Here is a 25,652-nt window from a genome sequence, read left to right on the forward strand (position 1 = left end):
CCGGTGCCGGAGATCGGCCCGAACGACGTGCTGATCAAGGTGAAGAAATCGGCGATCTGCGGCACCGACGTGCACATCTGGAACTGGGACCAGTGGGCGCAAAAAACCATTCCGGTGCCGATGGTCGTCGGCCATGAGTTCATGGGCGAGATCGCCGAGGTCGGATCGGCGGTCACCAAGTACCATGTCGGCGAGCGGGTCTCGGGCGAGGGCCATATCGTCTGCGGCAAGTGCCGCAACTGCCGGGCCGGCCGCGGGCATCTGTGCCGCAACACGCTCGGCGTCGGCGTCAACCGGCCGGGCTCGTTCGGCGAGTTCGTCTGCCTGCCGGAGTATAACGTCGTGCCGATCCCGGAGGATGTGCCCGACGAGATCGCGGCGATCTTCGATCCGTTCGGCAATGCGGTGCACACAGCACTCTCCTTCGATCTCGTCGGCGAGGACGTGTTGGTGACCGGCGCCGGGCCGATCGGCATCATGGGGGCGCTGGTCGCCAAGCGTTCGGGCGCGCGCAAGGTGGTGATCACCGACATCAACCCGACGCGGCTGGCGCTCGCGAAAAGCGTCGGCATCGACCATGTCGTCGATGCCTCGAAGGAAAACCTTGCCGACGTGATGAAGGCGATCGGCATGACCGAAGGTTTTGACGTCGGGCTGCCTTCCGCGACATGATCGACAAGATGAACAATGGCGGCAAGATCGCCATTCTCGGCATCGCACCGGCCGGCTTCGAGATCGACTGGAACAAGGTGATCTTCAAGATGCTCAACCTCAAGGGCATCTACGGCCGCGAGATGTTCGAGACCTGGTACAAGATGATCGCCTTCGTGCAGGGCGGGCTCGACCTTGCCCCCGTCATCACCCACCGCATCAAGATCGACGAGTTCCGCGACGGCTTTCAAGCCATGCGCTCCGGCAATTCCGGAAAGGTCGTCATGGACTGGTAGGGCCGCAAGGGCCGGCCCGATCCGGCCCGGTCGACCCCATCCGAGAAAAATTGTCTTTTGTCACTAGAACTAAGAATGCGTTTTATGCACTATTGATCGTCCACCATGCACGGAGCGCATGATAGCCGATGGAAGTACGCGATCTCGAGGCCTTTCTCGCCGTTATGTCGACGGGTAGCATCACCGGTGCCGCCCGCCTGCTCGACCGCTCGCAGTCGCAGGTGACGCGCCTGATCCAGGACCTGGAGACGTCGCTCGGCTTTGCGCTGTTCGAGCGGAATGGCCCGAGGATCGCGCCGACCGACAAGGGCATTGCCTTCCATGAGGATGCGGAGCGTTTTGTCAGCGGCATCGGGCACCTGCGCAATCGCGCCAAGGCAATCGCCGGCAAGGAACCCGAGCCGATCGAGATCGCCGCAACGCCGGCCTTTGCCAGCGGCATCATCCCGATCGCGCTTGCCGAACTGCCGGAGCATCTGCTGCCCCACACGATCAATCTGCGCAGCATGCCGGCCGAGGCCGCCGTGCAGTCGGTGTTTGCGCGGACGGCGGATTTCTGCGTGACGTCGCTGCCGGCCGATCAGCCCGGCCTGGACGTTCAGGGTTTTTTCGAAGGGCGCTGCGTCGCCGCGGTTGCGCCGCACGATCCGCTGGCGGCGAAAGACGTGATCTCGATCGCCGATCTGGCCGGGCGCACGCTGGTCACCATGTCCAATCCGTTTCGGCTGCGCCATAGCGTTGATGAAGTGCTCAATGCGGCCGGCGTGCGGCCCAATCGCATTATCGCGACCAACGCGGCCAATAACGCCGTGCAGGTCGCATCGCTCGGCCTTGGCGTGGCGATCATCGAGCCGGCGACCGCCTACGGTCTGCAATCGGCACCCATCGTCGTTCGGCCGCTCGATGTCCAGATCCCCTTCCTATGGGCGATCCTGTCGGCTGGGTCGCGCCCGCTCTCGGCCGGCGTCCGGGAACTCATTCAACGGATAGCGCGGATCGCTTCGGAGCGGATGCCGGATCTGACAGTGCATGATCCCAAGCAGATGGCGCGTATCGCCGAAAGGAGCTTTGCCGGCAGGAACGCCGGCAATGGTGCGCTGCCGGACAACCCGGCGGCGAAATAAAGGGGAGCAAAAGCTCTGAACGCCCACACGAGAATTGAGCCTGCCAAAATGAGGAGAACGAGATGAACAATTTTGATGTCACCCGCCGATCGGCAATGAAGCTGTTGGCGGCCGGCGCCGGTGTGCTCGCAGCGCCTTCGATCATCCGCCCGGCCTTCGCACAGAGCAAGGTCGTCAACATCACGACCTATGACAAGTTCGTACCGCAGTCCTTCATCGATCAGTTCCAGAAGGATACCGGCATCGAGGTGCGAATCCGGCTGACCGACGACCAGGGAAAGCAGTACAACCTTTTGACCGCCGAAGGGGCTGCACCTTCCACCGACATTGTCACCGTGACCGGCCATCGCCTGTCGCAGTTCATGAAATCGAACCTGCTCTCGTCGCTCGACACCACGCGGCTGAAGAACTGGGGCAAGCTTGCAGCCGCCTACAAGGGCGCGCCGCAACTGACCGTCGACGGCAAGACCTTCGGCGTGCCGCTGCTTGCCGGCTTCGAGGGCCTGGTGCGCAACACCGAATACGCCAAGGCTTCCGACAGCTGGGCGATCATGTTCGATGACGAGAACAAGAACCTGACGTCCTACATCGTCAGCGACTTCCTCTCGATCGTCATGCGCTACCAGGGCAACGACGGCGACTACGTCACCTATGGCGACAAGCCCGAAGTCGCACAGGCCGCAACGAACCAGGCCCGCGATTTCCTCATCCAGCACAAGGACAAGGTGCGCAAGTACTACGATGCCGGCTCCGAGCTGCAGCAGATGTTGGTCAACGAGGACATCTACCTGGCGCAGGCCTGGTCCGGTCCGGCCGCCAAGCTCATCATGGACGGCCATCCGATCGAGATCTCGGTGCCGAAGGAAGGGACCTTCGGCTTCCTCTATTCGTTCAACATCGTCAACAACGCGCCGAACGCGGACGCGGCCTACACCTTCCTCGACGCCATCCTGTCGTCGCCGGAGATTGGTGCTGCGATGACCCGCCAGTCCGGCTTCTCGTCGGCCTTCGACGGCGTCGACAAGGTGCTGGACGAGAAGGAGCGTGCCGCGCTGTCGCTGCCGCCCGAGCAGGTCGAACGCATCCAGTTCTTCAGCTCCGTCAACCGCGACATGAAGAACGAGATGATCGACAAGGCAACGGCCGAGATCAAGTCGGCCTGACCTATCAAAATCCGGGCGATCGGCTGAGGCCGGTCGCCCGTCATAAAATGGACTCTTCCAGAGCCGGGAACAAAGACAATGCTGGATACGACAACACAACCGCCATCCGTCGGTTTGTCGACGGTGCCGCGCTATGCCGGATGGATCGGCAAGGCGGCACGTTCGGGGCTTTATCGCCATACGATCGGCCTGCTCGTCGAAAGCCGGCGCGTGCGTCTCGCCGTGCTGGCAGGCGTGCCGCTTTTCTGGATCGCCATGTTGCATATCGGGCCGATCCTGCAGATGGCCAATATCAGCCTTCTTGCCAACTATCCGCCGCAGCCGGACAAGAGCAGCGAATACACGCTGGCCAACTACGCGCTGTTCTTCTCCGATCGGCTCTATTTCCTGCCCTTTGTCCGCAGCCTGATCTTTGCCGCCGTGGTCACGATCTCGACACTGGTGATCGTCTATCCCGTGGCCTACTACGTCGCAAAGATTGTGCAGCCGAAGAACCGGATGCGGGCCCTGTTGCTGCTGCTCATCCCCTTCTGGGCCGGTGAGCTGATCCGCACCTTCTCGGTCATCATGCTGCTCGCCAACCGCGGGGCGCTGAACGTGCTCTTGCGGGAATTCGGCTTCATCGACCGGCCGATCCCGATGCTCTACACCTTCTTTTCGCTGAGCTTCGGCGTCATCTATCTGTTGGCGCTCTACATGCTCCTGCCGCTCTATTCGGCGATCGAGAAGATCCCGACGCCGCTGATCCAGGCGGCAGCCGATCTTGGGGCTGGGCCGTGGCAGCGGTTTCGCCGGGTCATCCTGCCGCTATCGAAGGACGGCATCGTCTCGGGCTGCAGCCTCGTCTACCTGACGGCTGTCGGTGTCTTCGCTGCGCCGCTGCTGCTTGGCGGCCCGAATTCAGTGATTTTCCCTGAAGTTATCGCGACGCTGTTTCACGGCTCAAACGACAAATGGCCGGAAGGTGCTGCCTTCTCGATGATCATGCTTGTCGTGTCCTTGACGACCGTCGGGCTCTTCATGCGGGTCGTCGGCGGTCGCTCCGTCCGGCTGATGTGAGGGTGGACCCATGCGAAACTATTTCAACGACCTCCCGAAAACCGCGCTTGGCGCTTCCTATTGGATCTTTGCCGTCTATCTGGTGCTGCCGCTGGCGCTGATGACCGCGATGAGCTTCAAGGATGCGAACTTCATCGCCTTCCCGATCGGCAACTGGACGCTGTCCTGGTACGGCAAGGTGATCCAGGACAAGCAGTTCCTCGAAGCCTCGCTCTATTCGATCGGCATTGCGCTCGCGACCACCGTTTCGGCGACGATCATCGGCGTCTGGATCGCACTTCTCGTTTCGGCGGAAAACATCTGGGGCAAAGCAGTGATCTTCGCGCTCGCCTGTCTTCCGGCCGTCGTGCCGGGGCTGATCAACGCGATCTCGATGCGCATCTTCATCCGCGCCGTCGACATTCCGACCGGAACCTTCGCGATCATCCTTGCGCATACGGTTCATGCCGTGCCCTTCGTCGTCATCATGGTTCTGACCCGGCTGCGGTCGATGCCGGCCAATCTGGTGGATGCGGCGCGCGATCTCGGCGCCGATCCCTTCATCGCCTTCCTGCGCGTCACCATCCCCTATCTGATGCCGGCGCTCTTCGGCGGCATGATCTTCTGCGTCCTGACCAGCATCGACGACTTCGTCCGCACCTTCTTCCTCGGCGGCTACCAGCCAACCCTGCCCATGCTGATCTTCGCCAAGGTGCAAGGCGGTATGTCGCCGGAAATCAACGCCATGGCGACCATCGTGCTCGTCGTCACCACCGCCATCGGCCTTTATGCCGAGCATTTCACCCGCCGATCGAGGAGCTGACGCAAATGCAGCCTGTCGTCCATTTCAAGAACGTCAACAAGTCCTATGGGGCGCTCACCGCCGTCGATGATCTCGATCTTGCGATCGCGCCCGGCCAGTTCGTCACGCTGCTTGGCCCATCCGGCTGCGGCAAGTCGACGACGCTGCGCATGCTCGGCGGCTTTGACAGCCCGACGTCGGGGGAAATCTACCTCGAGGGCAAGCCGATCTCGCACCTGCCGCCGAACAAGCGCAACGTCAACATCGTCTTCCAGGACTATGCGCTCTTTCCGCATCTGACGGTCGGCCGCAACATCGCCTTCGGCCTGGAATTGAAGGGCATGGAGAGCGCCGCGATCCACAGACGGGTCAGCGATCTCCTCGCCCTCGTCTCCCTTCAGGATCACGCCGAACGCATGCCGGCACAGCTTTCCGGCGGACAGCGCCAGCGCGTGGCGCTGATGCGGGCGCTGGCTCCGGATCCGAACGTGCTGCTCCTCGACGAGCCGCTGTCGGCGCTCGACGCGAAGCTGCGCCAGCAGATGCAGATCGAGCTGAAGTCGATCCAAAAGAAGACCGGCAAGACCTTCATCTTCGTCACCCACGACCAGGAGGAAGCGCTCACCATGTCCGACGTCATCGTCGTGATGAACAAGGGCAGGATCGAGCAGATGGGCGGGCCGGACGAACTCTATGCCCGGCCGCGTAGCCGCTTCGTTGCGAACTTTATCGGCCAGAGCAACTTTCTCGAAGGCACGGTCGCATCGGTTGCGGGCGGGATCGCCGCCGTCGAGTGGCGCGGCAACATCGTGCATGCGGATGTGAACGGTACCTCGCCGATACCGGGAGACCATGCCACCGTGGCGCTGCGACCGGAGGCGGTTTTCTGCCTGTCGCGCAAGCCGGAAGACCGGCCGTCGCTCAAAGGGCGCATCGATCAGCGCGTCTTCAAGGGGGCTCACACGTCACTGACCGTCAAGCTCGACAACGGCAGCACGCTCGAGGCGCAGATCGATCCGGTGGCGCTTTCGCATATCGAAGGGGACGACGTCTGGGTGGGGTGGCGCGACCGCGATGCCGTCCTGCTGGCGAAGTGAAGGGAGATCGGGGATGACCGACAGTCAAAAGCAGCAACGGCTTGCCGCGCTCAATGCGCGGGTAAGACAGGACCTGAGCTACCTCAACTATCCGCCGGCCAACTGGTCGAAGCCGGTGACGACTGCGGCGGGCGATGACGTCAGCGATGTGATCGTGATCGGCGGCGGCATGTGCGGGCTCGTTGCCTGGCATGCCTTGACGCGTGCCGGCATTGCCAATCTGCGCATCGTCGACCGCGCTCCGAAGGGTTTCGAGGGCCCTTGGGTCACCTATGCGCGCATGGAGACGCTGCGCTCGCCGAAGATCCTCCTCGGCCCGGCACTGGGCGTTGCGTCACTCAGCTTCCGCGCCTGGTTCACGGCGCTTCATGGTGAAGCGGAATGGGAGGAGCTGTTTCGCATCCCGCGGCCGATGTGGATGGATTACCTGCGCTGGTATCGCGATGTCATGGACATTCCGGTCGAAAACGACACCCATGTCACCCGCGTCGTGCCGCGCCCCGATGGACTGCTGGAACTTGAAATCGCCGGCGGTGCAAAACCGTCGATCATCACCCGCAAGCTGGTGATGGCGACGGGCCGCGATGGGCTCGGCGAGCCGACCATTCCGGATTTCGTCAAGGGCATGGAGCGGCACAAGTCCTGGGCGCACTCGGCCGACGAGATCGAATTCGATCGCCTGAAGGGCAAGCGCGTCGTCGTCATCGGTGTCGGTGCTTCGGCGGTCGACAATGCCGCCGAGGCACTGGAGCAAGGGGCAGGGGAGGTGCGGCTTCTCGCCCGCCGCAAGGAAATGCCGACGGTCAACAAGCTGATGGGTATCGGCTCTTATGGTGTAACCGCAGGCTTTGCCGAGATCTCGCCGGAATGGCGTTGGCGGCTGATGGATTATGCGGCCAAGCAGCAGACGCCGGCGCCGCACAATTCGACGCTGCGCGTCAGCCGGCACCCGAACGCCTACTTCCATTTCGACTGCGGCATCCGGTCGATGAGGGAAGAGGGCAGCGAGGTCGTTATCACCACGACGAACGGCCGCATCTTCCGCACCGACTTCGTCATCCTCGGCACTGGGTTCTCGATCGATCCGCTGAGCCGCAGCGAGCTTGCTCCCTATCAGGACAAGATCGCCTGCTGGGATGACCGCTACGCGCCGCCACCGGGCGAAGAGAACCCCGGGCTCGGGCGCTTCCCCTGGCTGAACGGAGACTTCTCCTTCACCGAGAAGGAGCCGGGAACAGCCCCCTGGCTGAAGGACATCCACTGCTTCAACTACGGCGCCTCCGTCAGCGTCGGCAAGGTCAGCGGCGACATCCCCGCCATCAGCGAGGGCGCTCTGTGGCTGGCGCGCGGGGTCGCGGCTTCGCTCTTCATTCGGGATGTCGACTACCATTGGGAAGCGCTAATCGCCTACGAAAAGCCGGAGCTCGACGGGACCGAATGGGTGGATGCCGACGCGCCGACGCCGGCGCAGAAGACGGCCTGACCCTCCCGCGTTTCAGATGACAGGAAAACCAATGACCTCTCCATCGACAACTGACGTAATTGACACGGTGCTCGGGCTCGATCGCTTTCCCGACCTGCAGGCGCTGCGCGAACAGCGGGCGAAGCTGAAGCAGTTGAGCCAGACGAGCTATCAGGCTGCCCTTCGCCCAACCGATCCGCGCAACTTCTCCTATGCGCTCCGAGCAGCCCTTGCTGCGCGCATGGCGGCACTCTGGAAGTCGCAGGAGCTCTCCGCGCATTTCCGGGCGCTGCTCGAACGCGAGGACGAGGGCTCCGCGTTGGCGTCGATTGCCGATCCTGGCAACGGTGCCGAAGATGCCGATCCGCGCCTTCAGGCGATCCTCGCCCATGTCGATCTCGTCACGCTTTCGCCGAAGGAGGCGACGCGCACCAACATCGAAAAGCTCGCCGCCGCAGGTCTCGACGACCGGGACATCGTCACGCTCGCCGGCCTGATCGCCTTCGTGAACTATCAGGTGCTGGTTACGGCCGGCCTCAAGATGCTGAGGGACAACTGAGATGTCGCAAGCTGTGCACGAATTCACCGTCGAAGCGCTCGACTGGAAGCCCTATGTCAAGCCGGTCGATGTCGAGACCGCCACAACCGAACAGCTCGACGCGCTGAAGATCACGCCGTCCAACAAGAAGATCTCGGACTATGTACTGGTTCTCGCCAACGAGCCGGAAACCCTGAAGGAGCGCACGCCGCTCTTCAACGACATCATGTATAGCGAGGGCGGGCTGTCGCGCGGTGGCCGGGAGATCGGCGCGCTTGCCGCATCCTTCGTCAACCGCTGCATCTATTGCGCCTCGGTTCATGCGGCGCGCTACATCCAGCTCGAAAAGCGGCCGGAGGTGGTGGACGAGATCTATGGCAGCGGCCTTGACGCGAACCTGCCGGAATTCGAGCAGGCGCTGTTCAATTTCGGCGTCGACCTGACGGCGCATCCCGACAATGTCGGCGCCTACCAGTTCTACCATCTGCGCGAGATCGGCCTCGACGACCTGCAGATCCTCGACCTTATCCACGCGGTTGCAATCTTCGGCTGGGCCAATCGGCTGATGCATACGCTCGGCGAACCACACCGGCTGGATTGAGTGAAACACGCTTCCGATCACGCTGCGGTCACGGTCCGTCCCTTCGACATCGCGCATCGCGACGTGCTTCGCATCGCGTTGCCGATGATGATCGCCTATCTGTCGAGCCCGCTTGTCGGGCTCGTCGCAACCGGCGTCATCGGCCAGTTGCGCGACGAGACCCTGATCGGCGGCGTGGCGCTTTCGACCGTCATCTTCGACGTCATCTTCGTCACCTTCAACTTCCTGCGCGGCGCGACCACGGGTTTTACGGCCCAGGCGCTCGGCGCCGGTGACCGGCGTGAAGAGCAGCGCATGCTCGCAAGCGGCCTCATCATCGCGATCGTGGCGGGGCTGGCACTGCTTTTGCTTCAAAAGCCGATCGGCGCGCTTGGCCTTGCCGCCATGGGCGCGGAAGGCAAGGTCGCCGAAGCGGCCGCCACCTATTTCGCCTGGCGGGTCTGGTCGGCGCCCTTCGTCCTCTTCAATTTCGTGGTTTTCGGCTGGATCATCGGGCGTGGCGATGCGCTCTGGGGCATGATCCTGCAAACCTTGCTCAATGCGCTGAACGCCGGCTTGAGCGTACACTGGGTCCTCGGTCTCGGCTGGGGCGTGGCGGGCGTTGCTGCCGCCTCTCTCGTTGCCGAAGCCGTCACGGCACTGGCGGGGCTCTACCTCATCTGGGCAAAGACCGACCGGAGCGCGTGGAACCTGCCGGATCTGACGGCGTTCCGCCGCGCCTTTTCGGTCAACGGCGACATGATGATCCGCTCCTTCGCGCTTCTGATCGGGCTTTCCTTCTTCACCCGCCAAAGCGGCATGCTCGGCATCGAAGTCCTTGCGGCCAATACGATCCTGCTGCGCTTCTATTTCTTCGGCGTCGCCTTTCTCGACGGGGTGGCAACGGCAGCGGAGCAACTGGCCGGACGAGCCGTCGGCGCGCGCTACCGGCCGGCGTTCGATCGCGCCGTTGGATTGACCACGGTATGGGGCTTCGTCTTTGCCGGGCTTGTCGCGCTCTGTCTCTTCGTGGCCGGCGATTGGGTGATCGGCATCACCGCCCCGTCGGAAAGCGTGTCAGCACTTGCACACGCGTACCTGCCCTATGTCGCCGCCCTTCCGATCTTCGGTATCGTCGCCTTCCAGATGGATGGCGTCTATATCGGCGCCACCTGGTCGCGGCAGATGCGAAATCTGATGGTCGCCTCGCTGGTGATCTACTTTGCCGCCTGGGCGATCCTGCAGCCGGTCTTCGGCAATGACGGACTGTGGATCGCGCTGATCCTGTTCCAAAGCGCCCGCAGCGTCGCCTTCCGGCTCATGCTGCCGCGGCTGGCCGACCGCACATTTTCGACCGTGCGCCAATGACCGGGCCCCGACGTTCGGCTATGCCCAGTCTCGGGTCGACGGCAACAGGGGCAGGGCCAGCGGATTGTTGCGATTCCCGGCAACCTGCTCGGCCAGGAGAAGTGCTGTCGTCGGCCCCAGGGTGAAGCCCTGGTGCCCATGGCCGAAATGGAACCACAGGCCCTTGTGACGACTGGGCCCGACGACGGGAAGCATATCGGGCATGCAGGGACGGGTACCCGACCATGGCGCTGCTTCGATGGGGTCGCGGAGTGCAAAAAGCGTTCGTGCGGCGCTGACAGCGTGTCGTATCTGTCGGGATGCCGGGGCGGTGCCGAGCGGCGCCAGGTGCGCGCCGGTCAAAACCCGCCACCCCGCGTTCATCGGGGCGATCAAGGCGGAGCTGTCGATGTCCAGCATCGAAATGCGTGGGCCTTCCTTGCCGCCAAAGTGCCAGTGGTAGCCGCGCTTGAACACCATGGGGACACGATAGCCAAACCGCGCCAAAAGCATCGGCGACCACGGCCCCAGGGCGACGACCGCGTTTTCAGCCGTGAGATTGCCACCCTCCGACAGGACCCGCCAGCCCGCGCCGGTCTGCTGCAGGGACATGGCATCGCCCTGGGCGACCTTGCCGCCGCGGGCGACGAAGAGCGCGGCGTAGCGCGAGACCAGGTCGCCCGGATCACGGCAGGTCCAGGGTGAGGTCCAATGGACTGCGCCCGCCAGCCGGCTTTTGAGCGCAGGCTCGCTTGCCGCAAGCTCGTCGGAGGTAAGCACGTCCGACGGCACGCCGTATTCCCGTTTCAGACGCTCGGCGGTCGCGACAGCCGCATCGAGCTTTCCTGGCGAACGGTAGACCGCGCGCCAGCCCTCGCGAACGATCAGGTCGCCGGCATTGGCGGGTTCGATGAAGCGCGCATGATCGTCGCTCGCCCGCAGCGCCAGCTTCGAGTAGGCCGCGACGGTTCTCGCATAAGTCGCCGGCGCCGATTGCGTGAAATAGCGCCAGAGCGGTCCGGCCAGCCGCGGCATGTCGCCGAGCCGCCAGTCCGTATCGTTGCCGCGCTTCAATCCGACCCTGACGATCTCGGCAAGCGAGCGAGGAAAAGCATAGGGTTCGACGGCCTCGGTCTGGATGATGCCGGCATTGCCGTAGCTGGTTTCCCGGCCCGGTGCCTTGCGGTCGATAAGCACCACCTGGTGCCCGGTTTCCTGCAAAGCTAGCGCTGTGGAGACGCCGACCATGCCGGCGCCGAGGACGATAGAGGTGGTCATGGATTGGTTCCGCGGAAATGCTCGTCAGAAGGTGAGGCGGGAATTGTAGCCGACCACGAATTGGATGAAACGCGAGACGTCGACCATGTCGTCGCCCGGGTAGCGGATCGTGTACCCGTCGGTGCGTTCGACGCCCTTGAGATAGGAAAGATATTCGGCCGGAAGGCGGTTGCGGAAGACGATCTCAAGGACGGGGTTCTCCAACTTGAACGGCTTTGCCGAACCGGCCCTCGACAATGCCTTCTTGACGCCCTCGCGGATGCGGCGATGGGCGACGGCGGGCGTCAATGTGATCGCCGATTGCGTGCTGTAGACTTGCTTGACCGGCACCGTCACGATGTCGCCGATCCGCTCCTTGATTTCGTCGAGGGCAACGTTGTCACCGGATGCGAGCAGCACCGGTACGCCAAAATGTCCGGCAATGGCGGCGTTGATCCCGGCCTCCGGCATGACGGTGCCGTTGATGCGCACTTCGGCAAAGGCGGTGCCGCCGATCGTGTGCGACAGCACGCCGCCCTTGTGGCTTGCGCCGGCATGGTAGCCGAGAAGCATCGCGCCGACGAAGGAACCGAGTTCGACGCCCTGCATCATCATCAGCGGCCGCGGCCAGCTGCGCACGACCTGCACATAGTCCGGCAGGCGGTCGATCAGGATGCTCTCGCCATTTCCATGGGAATCGCTGAGGATGACCTCCTCGACGCCTTCCTCGTGCGCAGCCTCGCAGGCGTGAACCACGGTGTCCGTCATCCAGCGCCGCGCGTTCTCGTACTCGAAACCTTCGGGCATCAGCTGGTCGCGGCTCACGACCCCGACGATCCCTTCGATGTCAGCGGAAATATAGATGCGCATTCCTGCCTCCCCGGTCAGCCGCGCAAGGGCGCGGATAATGCATTTGACTTTCCGACGATAAACATAGTTTTATGATTAGAAAATATATTTCTTGAATGGCGAGGGACGAAAATGAAACTTTTCATCGCGGGGCTGGATACGGAGACCAACACCTTTTCGCCCATGCAGACCGGCATCGAGGCCTTCCGAGAGAACCTGATCGCCTATGGCGATGCCACCGGCAAGCCGCTCAACTGCTGCTCTTCGCAAATGTTCGTCTGGCGCAATGCCGCGCAAGAAAAAGGCTGGGATGTGGTGGAGAGCTTGTGCGCCGTGGCCGAGCCCGGCGGCAGGACGACGCGAGCGGTCTATGAGAGTTTCCGCGCCACCATTCTCGACGATCTCAAGGCCGCGATGCCCGTTGACGCCGTGATGCTTGCTCTGCACGGAGCCTGTGTGGCCGACGGCTACGACGATGTCGAAGGCGATCTGCTTGCGCATGTCCGGCAGGTGGTCGGGCCGGATGTGCCGGTCGCAGCCGAACTCGACCTGCACTGCCATATCACCGAACGCATGCTGGCCAATGCGACCATGATCGCCACCTACAAGGAATATCCGCACACCGACATCGAAGAGGTTGCGGAACAACTGTTCCGGCTGGTGGAGCGCACACTTGCGGGCGATGTGAAGCCGGCCATGGGCATGCATGATTGCCGCATGATCAACACCTTCCACCCGCATCGCGCGCCCTTGCGTGGCATCGTTGACCGCATGAAGGCGATGGAAGGGCAGGACGGTGTGCTCTCGGTCTCCTTCGGTCACGGCTTCCCCTGGGGCGATGTCGAGGATGTCGGTGCCAAGATGCTTGTTGTGACCGACAACGATCCGGAAAAAGCCGTGCGTGTCGCCCGGTCCTTCGCTCGCGAGATATTCGAGGCGCGTGAACAGATGCGGGGAGACTATCTCGGGATCGACGCGGCGCTGGACCGGGCCGTTGCCGCGACAAGCGGTCCGATCGTGCTTGCCGATGTTTCGGACAATGCCGGCGGAGGCGCGCCTGGAGACTCGACCTTCATGCTGCGTCGTATCATCGAGCGCGGCATCGAAGACGTGGCCTCCTGCCTCTATTGGGATCCGATTGCGGTTCGCATGTGCCGCGAGGCGGGGGAAGGGGCCACTTTGGCACTGAGGATCGGCGGAAAGGTCGGGCCTGCATCCGGCGACCCGCTCGACCTGACGGTGACGGTCAGGCGCGTCGCGTCCGGCATCACCCAGCGCTTCGGGCCGACGCCGCTTGCCATCGGCGATGCCGTGTGGGTTTCTGCCGGCAGCATCGACATCGTGCTCAACACCGTTCGCACCCAGACCTTCCATCCGGAATGCATGACGGCATTGGGGCTTGACCCGGCGCAGAAGAAAATCGTCGTGGTGAAATCCAGCAACCACTTCCGTGCCGGCTTCGAACCGATCGCGCGTGACATTCTTTACGTCAGTGCGCCAGGCGCCTTGCAGCCGACTTTCGAGGATCTGGCTTTCACCAAGCTGAAGCGCCCCTATTGGCCAAGGGTCGCCAACCCGTTTGCGGATTAGGCGGGCTTCGAAACGCTGCAAGTGGTTGTGGGGCAGGGATTGCCGTCAACACGATGTTGCTTTCGGCCACGTATTATAGGAAATGGTTTTCCTATCATGCCAATCGGATTCTGTGTTGCGGGCGGGCGAGAACCGGCGAGCACTTCGATGGCGGCAGGCAAATGGAGACGCCAACGATGACCGACGCGAAATCCAGCCTTGGCGAGATCCTCAAGGATATTCGCAATCGCAACCGCTGGACCTTGGCCGAAGTCAGCTCCATGACCGGGCTTGCGGTCTCGACCCTTTCCAAGGTCGAGAACAACCAGATGCAGCTCACCTACGACCGCTTGATCCAGCTTGCCCAGGGCCTGAAGGTCGACATCGTCGAGCTTTTCGGGACGATGACGGGCGCCGAAGACGTGCCCAACATGATGGGGCGGCGCACCTATACCAAATCCGGCGACGGGCGGGAGATCGTCACGCAGAACTACGACTATCTCTATGTTTGCACGGAGATTTCCAAGAAGTCGATGGTCCCGATCCTGGCGATGGCACGGGCGCGCACGCTCGAGGAATTCGGACCGCTCATCCGCCACAAGGGCGAGGAGTTTTTCTACGTCCTCGACGGCGAATTGGAACTTCACACCGAGATCTACGCGCCCCTTCGGCTGAAGAAGGGTGATTCCTGCTACTTCGACGCCATGATGGGACACGCCTATTTGAGCGTCAGCGAGGAGCCGGCGCAGATCTTATGCGTTTGCTCGACCCCGGAAACCGAATTGGTCTCCACGCTGGCAAACGCGCAGACGATCAAGCTCAAAAGCTGATCGAAACTAAAAAACAAATACGATAAGAAAAAATATTGCACTTAGGAAAATCGTTTCCTAGTCTAGGACTGCGGTGGGTGCCGGGAGGGCATCGCACGCCGCGGTTCTGGGGAGGACGACGAGATGAACGGTTCCAAGTGGAAATCGATCGGCATTGCATTGCTTCTGGCATCGACACCGCTTTCCGGCGCGATTGCTGCGCAGGACGTGCTGGTGCTGGCGCGCGCGGAAGATCCGCCGACGGCCGATCCAGGCATTGAGATCAGCAACAGCGGCTACACGCTCACTTACGCCGCCTATGAAAGGCTCGTCGCCTACAAGGGCGCCTCGACGGAAGTCGGGCCGGAACTCGCCGAAAGCTGGACTGCCGACGATGCCGGCCTCGTCTGGACCTTCAAGATTGCGGCCGGCCACAAATTCGACGACGGCTCGCCGGTCGATGCCGCCGCCGTCAAGTTCAGCTTCGACCGGCTGATGAAGCTGAAGGCCGGCCCGTCCGACGCGTTCCCGGTCTTGAAGGAGGTCGAGGTCGTCGACCCGCAAACCGTAAAGTTTCACCTGACCGCGCCGTTTGCGCCGTTCATTTCCACGCTTGCCGTCTCCGGCGCTGCGATCATCAATCCAAAGGTGATGGAGCATGAGAAGGACGGCGACATGGCGAAGGCCTGGCTCGCCGAGCATACGGCCGGCAGCGGTCCCTATCGCATCGCTTCCTGGGAGCGCAACCAGAGCATCGTGCTCGACAGCAACGAACATTATGCAGGCGCCAAGCCGGCGCTGAAACAAGTCGTGCTCCGCATCGTCGGCGACGTGTCGGCGCGTCGCCTTCAACTGACCAACGGCGATGCCGACATCATCGAACAGATCCCGCTCGATCAGGCCGAAGCGCTGCAGAAGGATGCCTCCGTCGTCGTCGAGAGCAATCCGAGCATGTATGTGAACTACATCTACATGAACAATCGCCAGCCGCCGCTCGACGACGCCAAGGTGCGTCAGGCGATCTCCTATGCGGTCGACTACCAGGGCATCATCGACGGCATCATGCTCGGTCAGGCCAAGCAGATGCGCGGCGCGGTGCCGAGCGGCATGTGGGGCCATGATCCGCAGGGTTTCCAGTACAGCTACGACATCGAGAAGGCCAAGGCGTTGCTTGCCGAATCCGGCAAGGGCGACATCCATTTGACCTATACCTTCTCTCAGGCCGATCCTGCCTGGGAACCGGTCGGTCTGGCGCTGCAAGCCTCTCTCGCAGAAATCGGCGTCAAGCTCGATCTGCAGGCGGTCGCCGACACGACGAAGCGCGAGTTGGTCGCCAACGGCAAGTTCGACATGGCGCCCGGCGCCTGGACGCCTGATTTCGCCGACCCCTACATGTTCATGAACTACTGGTTCGACGCCGGTAAGATGGGCGGTCCGGGCAACCGTTCCTTCTACAACAACAGCAAGGTGACGGGTCTCGTCCAAGAGGCAGCTTCGATCGTCGACGAAGCAAAGCGCAAGGCTCTCTACATCGAGGCGCAGAAGCTTTCGACTGACGACGCGCCGTACCTCTACATCATGGAGAAGAACGACATCTTCGCCCGCCGCGCCGCGGTGAAGGGCTATGTCTACAATCCGATGCTGATCCAGGTCTACAACTTCGGAACGATGTCGAAGACGGAGTGAGGAGGAACGGTCAAGCTTCGCTTGACCGACCGCATTCCACGGAACGCCTGCCGCCGGCCCCTGGCCGTGGCGGCAGGGGTTCTTCGTTTCCCAAGCTAGGCCGGGGTTCCCCTGCCGGAAGGGCTGACGTCCATGGCAATCACCCGCATCATTCTTCCGCGTCTGATCCTCTTGCTTTTCGTCGTGCTGGGGGTCGCGGTCATCACCTTCACGATCTCGCATCTCATTCCCGGTGATCCGGCGCGCATGATCGCGGGCGACAGGGCAAGCGCCGAGACGCTTGAAAATGTCAGGCGCAATCTCGGTCTCGACCGGCCGGTCGTCGAACAATTCACCATCTATATCGGCAATCTACTTCAGGGCGATCTCGGCACGTCGCTCAGGACCAATCGCCCCGTCGCGGCCGATATCCGCACCTTCCTGCCGGCGACGCTGGAGCTCGGCGTGGTCGCGCTTTTCATCGCGATCTGTCTCGGCGTGCCGCTCGGTGTGCTCTCGGCCGTCTACAAGGACGGTCCAATTGATCAGGTGGCACGAACGGTCTCGGTCTGCGGCATCTCGATGCCAGTCTTCTGGTTCGGCCTGATCCTGATCTACGTCTTCTATGCGAAATTCCAGATCCTGCCCGGCAGCGGGCGCCTGGCCATGGGTATTGCGACACCCGAGCGCATCACAGGCTTCCTGCTGATCGACTCGCTGCTGCAGGGCCGTTTCGACGCATTCCGCAGCGCCCTTTACCACATCATCCTGCCGGGCTTCGTGCTCGCCTTTGCCAATATGGGCGTGATCACGCGCCAGATCCGCGCCTCGATGCTCGACGTGCTGCAGGAAGATTACATCCGGACAGCGCGCGCCAGTGGCCTGCGCAAGGGCATGATCATCTTCAACTATGCGCTCAGAAACGCGCTCATCCCGTCGATCACGCTGCTCGGGCTGGCGCTCGGCGATCTGCTCTATGGCGCGGTGCTGACGGAGACGATCTTCGCCTGGCCGGGCATGGGCACCTATGTTGTGACCTCGATCCAGACCCTCGATTTCCCCGCCATCATGGGTTTCACCATCGTCGCATCCATCGGCTACGTGCTGATCAACCTCCTGGTCGATCTCGCCTACATGCTCGCCGACCCGCAGATCAGGGAGGTCTGATCATGTCCGCCGTCATGCCGACAGAGCCTGCCGCGTCGAATGCAGCAATGCGCAGGACCAAGTCCTTTTCCGAGCGGCTGCGCTATTTCTGGTACCTCAGCCGCCGCAGCCCGCTGACGCTGGTCGGCGTCGCGATCATCCTGCTTGTCCTCGTGATGATCGTCGCCGCACCCGTGATCGCGCCCTACAATCCGGACAAGGTGTCGCTGACGGCGCGCCTGTTGCCACCGAGTGCGGCGCACTGGTTCGGCACCGACGAGGTCGGCCGCGACCTGTTCTCGCGCGTGATCTTTGGGGCAAGGGCTTCCTGCGGCGCCGCCTTCATGATCGTCCTGATCTCGATGTCGGTCGGGGTGCTGATCGGCTGCTTCTCGGGCGTCGTCGGCGGTCGGGTCGATACCGCCATCATGCGGCTGATGGATGTCGTGCTCGCCCTGCCGGCGCTGGTGCTCGCCATGGCGCTGGCCGCGGCTCTTGGCCCAAGCCTGTTCAATTCGATGCTGGCGGTCGCGATCGTACGCATCCCCGCCTATGTGCGCCTCGCCCGCGGCCAGACGCTGTCGCTGCGCGAGCAGGTCTTCGTCAAGGCGTCGCGCACCTTTGGCGCCTCGCCGTTCTACATCCTGCGCTGGCATATCCTGCCAAACGCCATGTCGCCGATCATCGTCCAGGCGACCCTCGATCTCGGCGGCGTCGTGCTGATTGCAGCCGCCCTCAGCTTCATCGGCCTCGGCGCGCAGCCGCCGACCGCCGAATGGGGCGCGCTCGTCAGCAGCGGCCGCAGCTACATGCTCGACCAATGGTGGTACGCGACCTTCCCGGGCCTGGCGATCCTGATCACGGCCATGGGGTGCAATCTCGTCGGCGACGGCATACGCGATATGCTCGACCCGCGCTTGAGGGGCAGATGATGACGATGGGAACGGCAGAACCACGCGGCCAGGCGCTGGCCATCAACAATCTCTCGCTGGAGTTTCCAACCTTCAGCGGCGCCGTCAAAGCGCTCGACGATGTCACGATCAGCGTCGGCAAGGCCGAGATTGTCGGTATTGTCGGCGAATCCGGCTGCGGCAAGTCGGTGACGACGATGGCGGCAACGGGGCTCCTGCCCAAGGGACGCTACCGCATCACCGGTGGCACCGTCAGGCTCTTTGGCCACAGCACGCTTTCCATGGACGACAATCAGTTGCAGGACCTGCGCGGCAAGGTGGTCTCGACCATCTTCCAGGAACCGATGAACGCGCTGAACCCGACGATCCGTATCGGCAAGCAGCTGACCGACGTCATCATGCGCCACGAGGAAATAGGTCTCGCCGAGGCAAGGCGCGTGGCGCGGGACATCCTTGCCGACATGCTGATCGGCGAGCCGGAGCGGGTCATGAACCTCTATCCGTTCGAACTCTCCGGCGGCATGCGGCAGCGGGTGCTGATCGCCATGGCGTTTTCCTGCAATCCCGGCCTGATCATCGCCGACGAACCGACGACTGCACTCGATGTTACCGTGCAGGCGGTGATCCTGCGGTTGATCCAGAACCGGGCGCGCCGGACAGGCACGTCAGTCATCTTCATCTCGCACAATGTCGCCGTCGTCTCGCAGCTCTGCGATCGGCTCTACGTGATGTATGCCGGGCGGATCGTCGAGCACGGCGCGACGCGGACGGTCCTTGAAACGCCGCAGCATCCCTATACCCAGGCGCTGTTGCGCTGCCTGCCGGAGCGGGTCGCGCCGAAGCAGGAACTCGAAGCGATCCCTGGTGCTGTGCCGAACCTTCTGCACCCACCGGCGGGTTGCTACTTCCAGCCGCGATGCAAGGAAGCAGTCGAACAATGTCGAACCCGGTCTCCGCAACTGGTGGGGGCCAGCGGCCAGCAGGTCGCCTGCTGGCGTCGCGGTGTGGCGACCGAACTCGTAGAGCAGGGAGGCCGGCAATGACCGAAGGCGTTGGTACGATAGCGCGGCCGGTGCTCGAGGTTTCCGACCTCCATGTCCGCTTCCCGGCCTCCCGCAACTGGTTGGGGCAGCCCACGTCTTATGTGCATGCGGTCAATGGCGTGACCCTTGAGGTCGGCGCCGGCAAGAGCCTCGGCATCGTCGGCGAGTCAGGCTGCGGCAAGAGCACGCTCGCCCAGGCGATCATCGGGCTTGCACCTTTTGAACAGGGCAGGGTGGCGATCGACGGCGAGGATTTTCAGAAGGCTCAGGGCAAGCAAAAGCGCGCCTTGCGGCAGAAGATGCAGATCGTCTTTCAGGATCCGCAATCCTCGCTCGACCGGCGCCTGCCGGTCTGGCGGCTGATCAGCGAGCCGCTGCACATTCGCGGTGGGCACAGCAGGGCCGAACTGCATGAGAAGGCCGAGGAACTGGCCGTCGCCGTCGGGCTCCGTCCGGAACACCTCGATCGCCTGCCGCACGAGTTTTCAGGCGGCCAGCGCCAGCGCATCGCCATTGCCCGCGCGATCAGCACGGACCCGGAGCTGCTGGTGCTGGACGAGCCGACATCGGCGCTCGACGTCTCGGTACAGGCGCAGATCATCAATCTGCTCTTGAAGCTGCAGCGAGAGCGCGGGCTCACCTATCTCCTGATTTCGCACGACGTCGCGCTGGTGCGCCATTTCTGCGACGACGTCGCGGTGATGTATCTCGGCCAGATCGTCGAATCCGGCCCGGCCGACGAAGTGTTGCGCAATCCCCGCCATCCCTACACGCAGACGCTTCTGGCGGCGGCGCCGAGCTTCGAAAGCCCGCTGCCGGATATTGCGCAGGTGCGTGCGGGCGAGCTTCCCAACAACCGCCATCTGCCGGAAGGTTGCTTCTACAAGCAGAGGTGCGACCGGATTGGCGGCGGCTGCGAGGCGGGCCAGGTGCTGCGGCGCCTGAGCGAGAGCGCCCGCCATGTCAGGTGTCACCTGGCGCAGACGTGAAAGCGCAGACGACACGCCAGATCCGGGCCCGCCGGCCCAACCGCCGGAACGGCGCGGTGCGGCCTGTGCCATTTGATGCGCAATTCCGATAGTTTGAGAAATATAATTTTCTTATAGGAAAAATAATTTGATTGATATTTCCGACTGTGCAAATTTGTAGCCGCCGCCATCGGGCGGCGCTTGCCAATCGGGACCGCCTTTTCGCGACCCCGCCGCTTGCCGGAGATGAGATTGACTGACCCAACGCTGCTCGACGCCTTTCGTCAGCCTGCGGCAATCGGATGGGCGCGCGGTGACCCTGCGGGTCGACGCCCGCGGACGCCAGACGGCGCGTGTCGCCGGCGAGGCGGCGAACAGAATTTGCTTTGATGACTTGAAAGAGGCCTGACATGACCAAGGAAGTTGAATGGGCGCGCATGACCGCGCCGAGCCTGCGCGAAATTGCCGGCAAACCGGGGGCGCTTGCAATCCTGCCGATCGGCTCGCTGGAGCAGCACGGCCCGCACCTGCCCGTCATCACCGACACCGCGAGCGCATCGGCAGCCGCGATCCGCGCTGCCCGGCTGGTGGCCGACGACATTCCGGTCGCCGTCCTTCCGGGCTTGTGGACTGGCATGAGCGAACATCACCTGCCCTTCGGCGGCACGATCACGCTCGATTACGATACGCTGAGCCGCGTCCTCCGCTGCATCGTCCGCTCGCTGAAGACGCTCGGCTTCCAGCGCCTGTTCATTGTCAATGGTCACGGCGGCAACATGGATCCGCTGGCGGTCGCCGTGCGCGAACTGGCGGTCGAGTTCGCCATGCCGATCGTCGCGACGACGCCGTGGATGCTGGCGACGGAGGAGGCATCAAAGATCTTCGAAGTCGACACCGGCGCCCACCATGCCTGCGAAGGTGAGGCCTCTGTCATGCTGGCGATCGTGCCGGACGCGGTAAAGACCGAGATGTTCGGTCAGGCTTTCGGTAACCAGCAGCACCCTGTCGACGTCCCGGCGGACGTGTCGCGCTTCTATTCCTTCTCCGAGCGCGCGCCGGTTACCGGTACCTGGGGCGATCCGCGCAGCGCAACGGCTGCAAAGGGCGAGCGTTTCCTCGATCTTCAGGCGAGCGAACTGGTGAAGCTGATCCGCAACGACGTGCTCTGGACCACGCCGGATCCGGTCTGGACCCCCGGCCGCGGGCTCGGCACCACGGCCGGCAGGGCCGAATGATCCTTCCGGCGCCATCCGCCGGCACTCGCATTCCATTCCTTTAGGGAGGACAGACCAATGAACGTGAAATTCGCGCGGACGCGCAACACCCTTGTAACGCTCTTCGCTGCCACCATGCTTTCAGGCGCCGCGCTGACGCCGGCCATGGCAAAGACGCTCGTCTATTGCTCGGAAGGCGCGCCGGAAGGCTTCGACGCGGCACTGTACTCGGCTAACAGCACCTGGGACGCCTCGGCCGAGACGGTCTATGACCGCCTCACCGAATTCGAGCCCGGCACCACCAATGTCGTCCCGGGCCTTGCCGAAAGCTGGACCATTTCCGCCGACAATCTCGAATACACGTTGAAACTGCGCGCGGGCGTGAAGTTCCAGACGACGGACGATTTCACGCCGACGCGTGATTTCAATGCAGACGACGTGCTCTTCACCTTCAACCGGCAGATGGACAAGGACGATCCGTGGCATAGCTATTTCGCCGGCGCGAACTGGGAAATGTTCAACGCGATGGAGATGCCGGCGGCAATCAAGGAGATCGTCAAGGTCGATGACAGGACCGTCAAGTTCGTACTGAACCAGCCGGATGCGTCGCTGCCGTCGAAGCTCGCGCTGAACTTCGGCTCGATCGTGTCGAAGGAATATGCCGACAAGCTGGCGGCAGACGGGCGGCGCGAGGACCTCGACCGCAAGCCGGTCGGCACCGGACCGTTCCGCTTTGTCGACTACCAGCAGGACGCGGCGATCCGCTTTGCCGCCAACGCCGACTATTGGGATGGCGCGCCGAAGATCGACAATCTCATCTTCGCGATCACCACCGACCCGACCACCCGCATGCAGAAGCTTCAGGCGGGCGAATGCCATGTCGCTCCGTATCCGGCACCGGCCGATATCGCCAAGCTAAAGGCAAATCCGGACCTCAACGTCATGGAGCAACCGGGCCTCAACGTTTCCTATCTGGCGATGAACACCTTGGTCGCGCCGTTCGACAAGCTGGAGGTGCGCCGCGCCATCAACATGGCGATCGACCGGAAAGCGATCGTCGAGTCCGTCTATCAGGGCATGGGCCAGATGGCCAAGAGCGTCCTGCCGCCGACGATGTGGGGCTATAACGGCGGGATCGAGGGCTATGGCTACGATCCCGAAGCGGCCAAGAAGGTTCTCGACGAGGCCGGCGTCAAGGATCTGAAGATGAAGATCTGGGCAATGCCCGTCAGCCGCCCCTATATGCCGAATGCCCGCCGCGCCGCGGAACTGATGCAGGCGGATCTTGCCAAGGTCGGCATCGGTGTCGAGATCGTCTCCTACGAATGGGGCGAATACCTCAAGAAGTCGCGGGACAAGGCGCGCGACGGCGCCATCATCCTCGGCGGCACGAGCGACAATGGAGACCCCGACAACCTGCTCAGCTACTTCTTCAGCTGCTCAGGCGTCGGTGGCAGCAACAATGCCAACTGGTGCTACAAGCCGCTGGATGAGATCTTCCAGAAGGCCCGCGCCAGCTCGGACCAGGGCGAGCGGACGAAGCTCTACGAAAAGGCCCAGGCGATCATCAGCGATCAGGCGCCCTGGGTTCCGATCGCACATTCCACCGTCGTGCTGCCGATGTCGAAAAAGGTGAAGAACTACGTGATGGAGCCTCTGGGCTCGCATCGCTTCGACAAGGTCGACATCGAGGAGTAACTCACCCGATCCGGGCTGGGCGCGAGCTCGATTTTCTCGCGTGACTTAGGCGGGCGTTCGTCCCGTCCCGCCCGAGGCGCTGGAGATTTCACTCTCCAGTGGTCCCCGGGGGCGGGTGAACGACCGCGACAATGCCCGGCTGGCGGCGGCCAACGGCAGGGCGTTGATCGGCCTGTTCCAGTGACTACATCTTGCAACTCCCCAGTGTGGAGCGCAGCGGATAAAGAGCCGTGCGCCCTGTACGGAACCGCGGAATACCCGAAGCGAGGAAGTCTGCGCCTGCCGAGGCGCCGCCGGTTGGTGAAGTGTTGCTGCTCGCCCGACCGGTGCTAGGGGGACAGTAGAACCGGGCGTGTCGAGATCAGAAGCGGAAGTTCAGGCCCGTCTTGATCGCGTGATTGACCAGATTGTTCGAGCCCTTCACGCCACCGATCGTGGAGTCCACGCCGTTGAAGCGGGTCTGGGTATATTCGACCTTGCCGGAGATGTTTTCGGTAAATCCCATCTCTGCGCCCGCACCATAGGTCCAGCCCGTGTGCCAGCGATCGCGTGAGGTTACGGTGCCCTTGCCCTCGAAGCGGGCGGTGGTGACGCCCACCGTGCCGTAAAGCAACACGTTGTCGAGTGCGTAGCCCGCCTTGGCCCTGGCCGTACCGCTCCAGGTCTGCTGCAAGGCGCCGCCTTTGCCAACCTGGTACTGTAAGCCGCCGGCGCGCGCCGCCTCGATCTCACCACCGACCACGAAATCGCCGAACTGTTGATTGTAGCCGACCTGGACGCCGCCGTTGATCTTGTTCTTGCTGCCCTTCTGGTTCGAGGAGCCGGTGCCGATGTGGCCGCCCGCATAGGCCCCCGTCCAACGATCCACATTGGCAAAGTCGACGCCCGAATTGTTGAAATCAGCGGCCTGTGCGGTCGAAGCGGTTGCGGCAACGGTCAGAGCAAGCGCGGCCGTCTTGAAGTTGAGTGTCATCGATCGTTTCCTTTATTGTCGCGGGCCGGTCCGGCCCGTTCAATGCGATCGGTTTGCCTCATCTGCTTGCAGGTTTCGCGCAGAGTTCATCCGGTTTTCATGGAGAGAGTACGCTTTGCGAGCCTCTGCTCCCGCAGTCTGTCGGCAAGGCGATTTCGAAGGTCATGCCGCCGAACTCGTTTCGCTTCGCGCTGGCCGAACCTCCATGGGCCTCGGCGATCGCGCGAACCACCGACAGGCCGAGACCGCTGCCGCCGCTCGCCCGGGATCGGGAGTCATCCGCGCGCCAGAACCGATCAAACGCGTGCTCGATGTCGACGTCGGACATACCAGGGCCGGAATCCTGGCATTGGAAGATTGCCTCCGAACCTCTCATCTTCGCCACGATGGAGAGCCGGCTTCCGGACGCATAGCGGGTGGCATTGTGCATGATCGCAAGCAAGGCCTGTCGCACTTTGCCGCGATCAAGCATCATCGGCGCCCGACTGAGGTTGAGCGATACCGGCATCCCGGCCTTCTCGAACTCGCCGAGCATCGCGGCTACGGCGGTCTCGACCTCTTCGCCCATGTCGCCTGGCTCCAACCGGAGCTCCAGCCGCCCTACATTCGAGAGCGCCAGGATGCGGAGGTCCTCGACGATGCCGGTCAGGTGATCGATCTGACCGATCAAGCCATCGTAAAGCTCAGTGGTTGGCTTGAAGACGCCGTCGCGCATTCCCTGCAGGCGGCCCCGCAGCACCGTCAGCGGCGTTCGCAGCTCATGGGCAATGGCGTTGTTCTGGTACTGCAACTCCTTCTCTGCGTTCTCCAGCAGTTCAGCCATCCGGTTGAAATGGTCGATCACATCGTCGACCTCCCCCAGTCGTCTTGATCGAACGGGCACGCGGGTGGAGAAATTTCCCATCGCGATCGCCTTTGCGGCATCGCGGATGAGCACCAGTGCGTTCACGATCCGGTGGCTGAGGCGACCGCCAATGATGGCAGCGATGACGAGGCTGACGGTGAGCACTGCGGCCATAACCAGGAGCTCGACCAGGGTGACCGGCTCGAGGACCGCGTCGGGGTGCGTCAGATAGAGGACGTACATGTAAATGAACGATCCCGACGTCAGCACCCCAATGGTGGCCGTCACCGCCAGAAACATGTGTTTCGTCAGAAGCCAGCTGAAGCCTCCGATCGCCCATTCCCGTTTCCTGGGACGGCTGCCCGGGGTTGGGCCGAAGGTAAGGTCTGTCGTTTGGGGATCGCTCATGGTGGTTCTCGGAGTTTCTCTGGAAGCAGCGGTGCAACCGGCAGGCACAGGATTCGTTGAGGCCGTGTTTGGGTTGCGTGGAGAGAGCGCCGAAATCGGAGGAGCAATCGTTCGAGGGACTTAGCTTGTCCGGCGCAATCACGGCCGGCGGCATCGCTTTGCGGTGCTTTGCAAAGAATCTCTCGGGCAAACGCACAGGT

22 protein-coding genes and 1 pseudogene are annotated in these 25,652 nt (G+C 62.9%); 19 read left to right on the forward strand and 4 right to left on the reverse strand.

Annotated features, from left to right (window positions below; genetic code table 11):
* The 10 genes and pseudogenes from tdh to ASD63_RS19665 all read left to right on the forward strand — a co-directional run.
* Positions 1–947, forward strand: a pseudogene (tdh, locus tag ASD63_RS19620) (L-threonine 3-dehydrogenase); the annotation flags it as partial.
* Between the two features lie 128 nt (positions 948–1,075).
* Positions 1,076–2,071 carry a LysR family transcriptional regulator gene (locus tag ASD63_RS19625; protein WP_060529774.1) on the forward strand — a complete coding sequence of 332 codons (996 nt, stop codon included), beginning with the start codon at positions 1,076–1,078 and terminating at the stop codon, positions 2,069–2,071.
* Positions 2,072–2,133: 62 nt separating this feature from the next.
* Complete coding sequence (locus tag ASD63_RS19630; protein ID WP_051659598.1) at positions 2,134–3,234, forward strand: extracellular solute-binding protein; 1,101 nt, start codon at positions 2,134–2,136, stop codon at positions 3,232–3,234.
* 78 nt (positions 3,235–3,312) lie between these two features.
* On the forward strand, positions 3,313–4,293 hold the full coding sequence (locus ASD63_RS19635) for an ABC transporter permease (protein WP_060529775.1): 981 nt from the start codon (positions 3,313–3,315) through the stop codon (positions 4,291–4,293).
* 10 nt (positions 4,294–4,303) lie between these two features.
* Entirely contained in the window at positions 4,304–5,095 is a 792-nt protein-coding gene (locus ASD63_RS19640; protein WP_034801842.1) for an ABC transporter permease, read from the forward strand.
* 5 nt (positions 5,096–5,100) lie between these two features.
* Complete coding sequence (locus ASD63_RS19645; RefSeq protein WP_060529776.1) at positions 5,101–6,171, forward strand: ABC transporter ATP-binding protein; 1,071 nt, start codon at positions 5,101–5,103, stop codon at positions 6,169–6,171.
* Positions 6,172–6,184: 13 nt separating this feature from the next.
* Positions 6,185–7,654, forward strand: a complete 1,470-nt coding sequence (locus ASD63_RS19650) for an NAD(P)/FAD-dependent oxidoreductase (RefSeq protein WP_060529777.1) — start codon at positions 6,185–6,187, stop codon at positions 7,652–7,654.
* 31 nt (positions 7,655–7,685) lie between these two features.
* Positions 7,686–8,192: a hypothetical protein gene (locus ASD63_RS19655; RefSeq protein WP_034801836.1), complete on the forward strand. Its 507-nt coding sequence runs from the start codon at positions 7,686–7,688 to the stop codon at positions 8,190–8,192.
* Position 8,193: 1 nt separating this feature from the next.
* Positions 8,194–8,772, forward strand: a complete 579-nt coding sequence (locus ASD63_RS19660) for a peroxidase-related enzyme (RefSeq protein ID WP_060529778.1) — start codon at positions 8,194–8,196, stop codon at positions 8,770–8,772.
* A complete protein-coding gene (locus ASD63_RS19665) occupies positions 8,773–10,119 on the forward strand; it encodes an MATE family efflux transporter (RefSeq protein ID WP_060529779.1) in 1,347 nt (448 codons plus the stop codon). It begins immediately after the preceding gene.
* Positions 10,120–10,137: 18 nt separating this feature from the next.
* Here ASD63_RS19665 and ASD63_RS19670 read toward each other — a convergent pair whose 3' ends face one another.
* Together ASD63_RS19670 and ASD63_RS19675 are read right to left on the reverse strand one after the other, a co-directional pair.
* Positions 10,138–11,376 carry an FAD-dependent oxidoreductase gene (locus ASD63_RS19670; protein ID WP_060529780.1) on the reverse strand — a complete coding sequence of 413 codons (1,239 nt, stop codon included), beginning with the start codon at positions 11,374–11,376 and terminating at the stop codon, positions 10,138–10,140.
* 24 nt (positions 11,377–11,400) lie between these two features.
* On the reverse strand, positions 11,401–12,225 hold the full coding sequence (locus tag ASD63_RS19675) for a M55 family metallopeptidase (RefSeq protein WP_060529781.1): 825 nt from the start codon (positions 12,223–12,225) through the stop codon (positions 11,401–11,403).
* A 111-nt stretch (positions 12,226–12,336) separates the two neighbouring features.
* Here ASD63_RS19675 and ASD63_RS19680 point away from each other — a divergent pair, with 111 nt between their 5' ends.
* From ASD63_RS19680 to ASD63_RS19720, 9 genes are all read left to right on the forward strand, one after another.
* Positions 12,337–13,794, forward strand: coding sequence for a M81 family metallopeptidase (locus tag ASD63_RS19680; RefSeq protein ID WP_060529782.1), 1,458 nt, complete (start codon positions 12,337–12,339; stop codon positions 13,792–13,794).
* A 176-nt stretch (positions 13,795–13,970) separates the two neighbouring features.
* On the forward strand, positions 13,971–14,603 hold the full coding sequence (locus ASD63_RS19685; RefSeq protein ID WP_034801861.1) for an XRE family transcriptional regulator: 633 nt from the start codon (positions 13,971–13,973) through the stop codon (positions 14,601–14,603).
* Positions 14,604–14,726: 123 nt separating this feature from the next.
* Entirely contained in the window at positions 14,727–16,268 is a 1,542-nt protein-coding gene (locus ASD63_RS19690) for an ABC transporter substrate-binding protein (protein ID WP_034801826.1), read from the forward strand.
* 132 nt (positions 16,269–16,400) lie between these two features.
* Complete coding sequence (locus ASD63_RS19695) at positions 16,401–17,414, forward strand: ABC transporter permease (protein WP_034801824.1); 1,014 nt, start codon at positions 16,401–16,403, stop codon at positions 17,412–17,414.
* A 2-nt stretch (positions 17,415–17,416) separates the two neighbouring features.
* Positions 17,417–18,325: a D,D-dipeptide ABC transporter permease gene (ddpC, locus tag ASD63_RS19700; RefSeq protein ID WP_060520890.1), complete on the forward strand. Its 909-nt coding sequence runs from the start codon at positions 17,417–17,419 to the stop codon at positions 18,323–18,325.
* Positions 18,322–19,347 (forward strand): ABC transporter ATP-binding protein, encoded by a 1,026-nt coding sequence (locus ASD63_RS19705; protein WP_156624163.1) that lies wholly within the window; start codon positions 18,322–18,324, stop codon positions 19,345–19,347. Before ddpC ends, ASD63_RS19705 begins: the two co-directional genes overlap by 4 nt.
* Positions 19,344–20,336, forward strand: coding sequence for an oligopeptide/dipeptide ABC transporter ATP-binding protein (locus ASD63_RS19710; protein ID WP_060529783.1), 993 nt, complete (start codon positions 19,344–19,346; stop codon positions 20,334–20,336). The genes ASD63_RS19705 and ASD63_RS19710 overlap by 4 nt, the downstream gene beginning before the upstream one ends.
* A gap of 389 nt (positions 20,337–20,725) precedes the next feature.
* Positions 20,726–21,550 (forward strand): creatininase family protein, encoded by an 825-nt coding sequence (locus ASD63_RS19715; protein ID WP_034801818.1) that lies wholly within the window; start codon positions 20,726–20,728, stop codon positions 21,548–21,550.
* Between the two features lie 114 nt (positions 21,551–21,664).
* Positions 21,665–23,227, forward strand: coding sequence for an ABC transporter substrate-binding protein (locus ASD63_RS19720; RefSeq protein WP_060529795.1), 1,563 nt, complete (start codon positions 21,665–21,667; stop codon positions 23,225–23,227).
* 361 nt (positions 23,228–23,588) lie between these two features.
* Here the strand turns inward: ASD63_RS19720 and ASD63_RS19725 are convergent, their stop codons facing one another.
* Together ASD63_RS19725 and ASD63_RS19730 are read right to left on the reverse strand one after the other, a co-directional pair.
* Positions 23,589–24,200 carry an outer membrane protein gene (locus ASD63_RS19725; protein ID WP_060529784.1) on the reverse strand — a complete coding sequence of 204 codons (612 nt, stop codon included), beginning with the start codon at positions 24,198–24,200 and terminating at the stop codon, positions 23,589–23,591.
* Positions 24,201–24,297: 97 nt separating this feature from the next.
* Positions 24,298–25,452, reverse strand: a complete 1,155-nt coding sequence (locus tag ASD63_RS19730) for an ATP-binding protein (RefSeq protein WP_060529785.1) — start codon at positions 25,450–25,452, stop codon at positions 24,298–24,300.
* Between the last annotated feature and the right edge of the window lie 200 nt (positions 25,453–25,652).

The organism is Ensifer sp. Root558 (assembly GCF_001427045.1).
In the GTDB taxonomy this organism is placed as follows: domain Bacteria; phylum Pseudomonadota; class Alphaproteobacteria; order Rhizobiales; family Rhizobiaceae; genus Ensifer; species Ensifer adhaerens.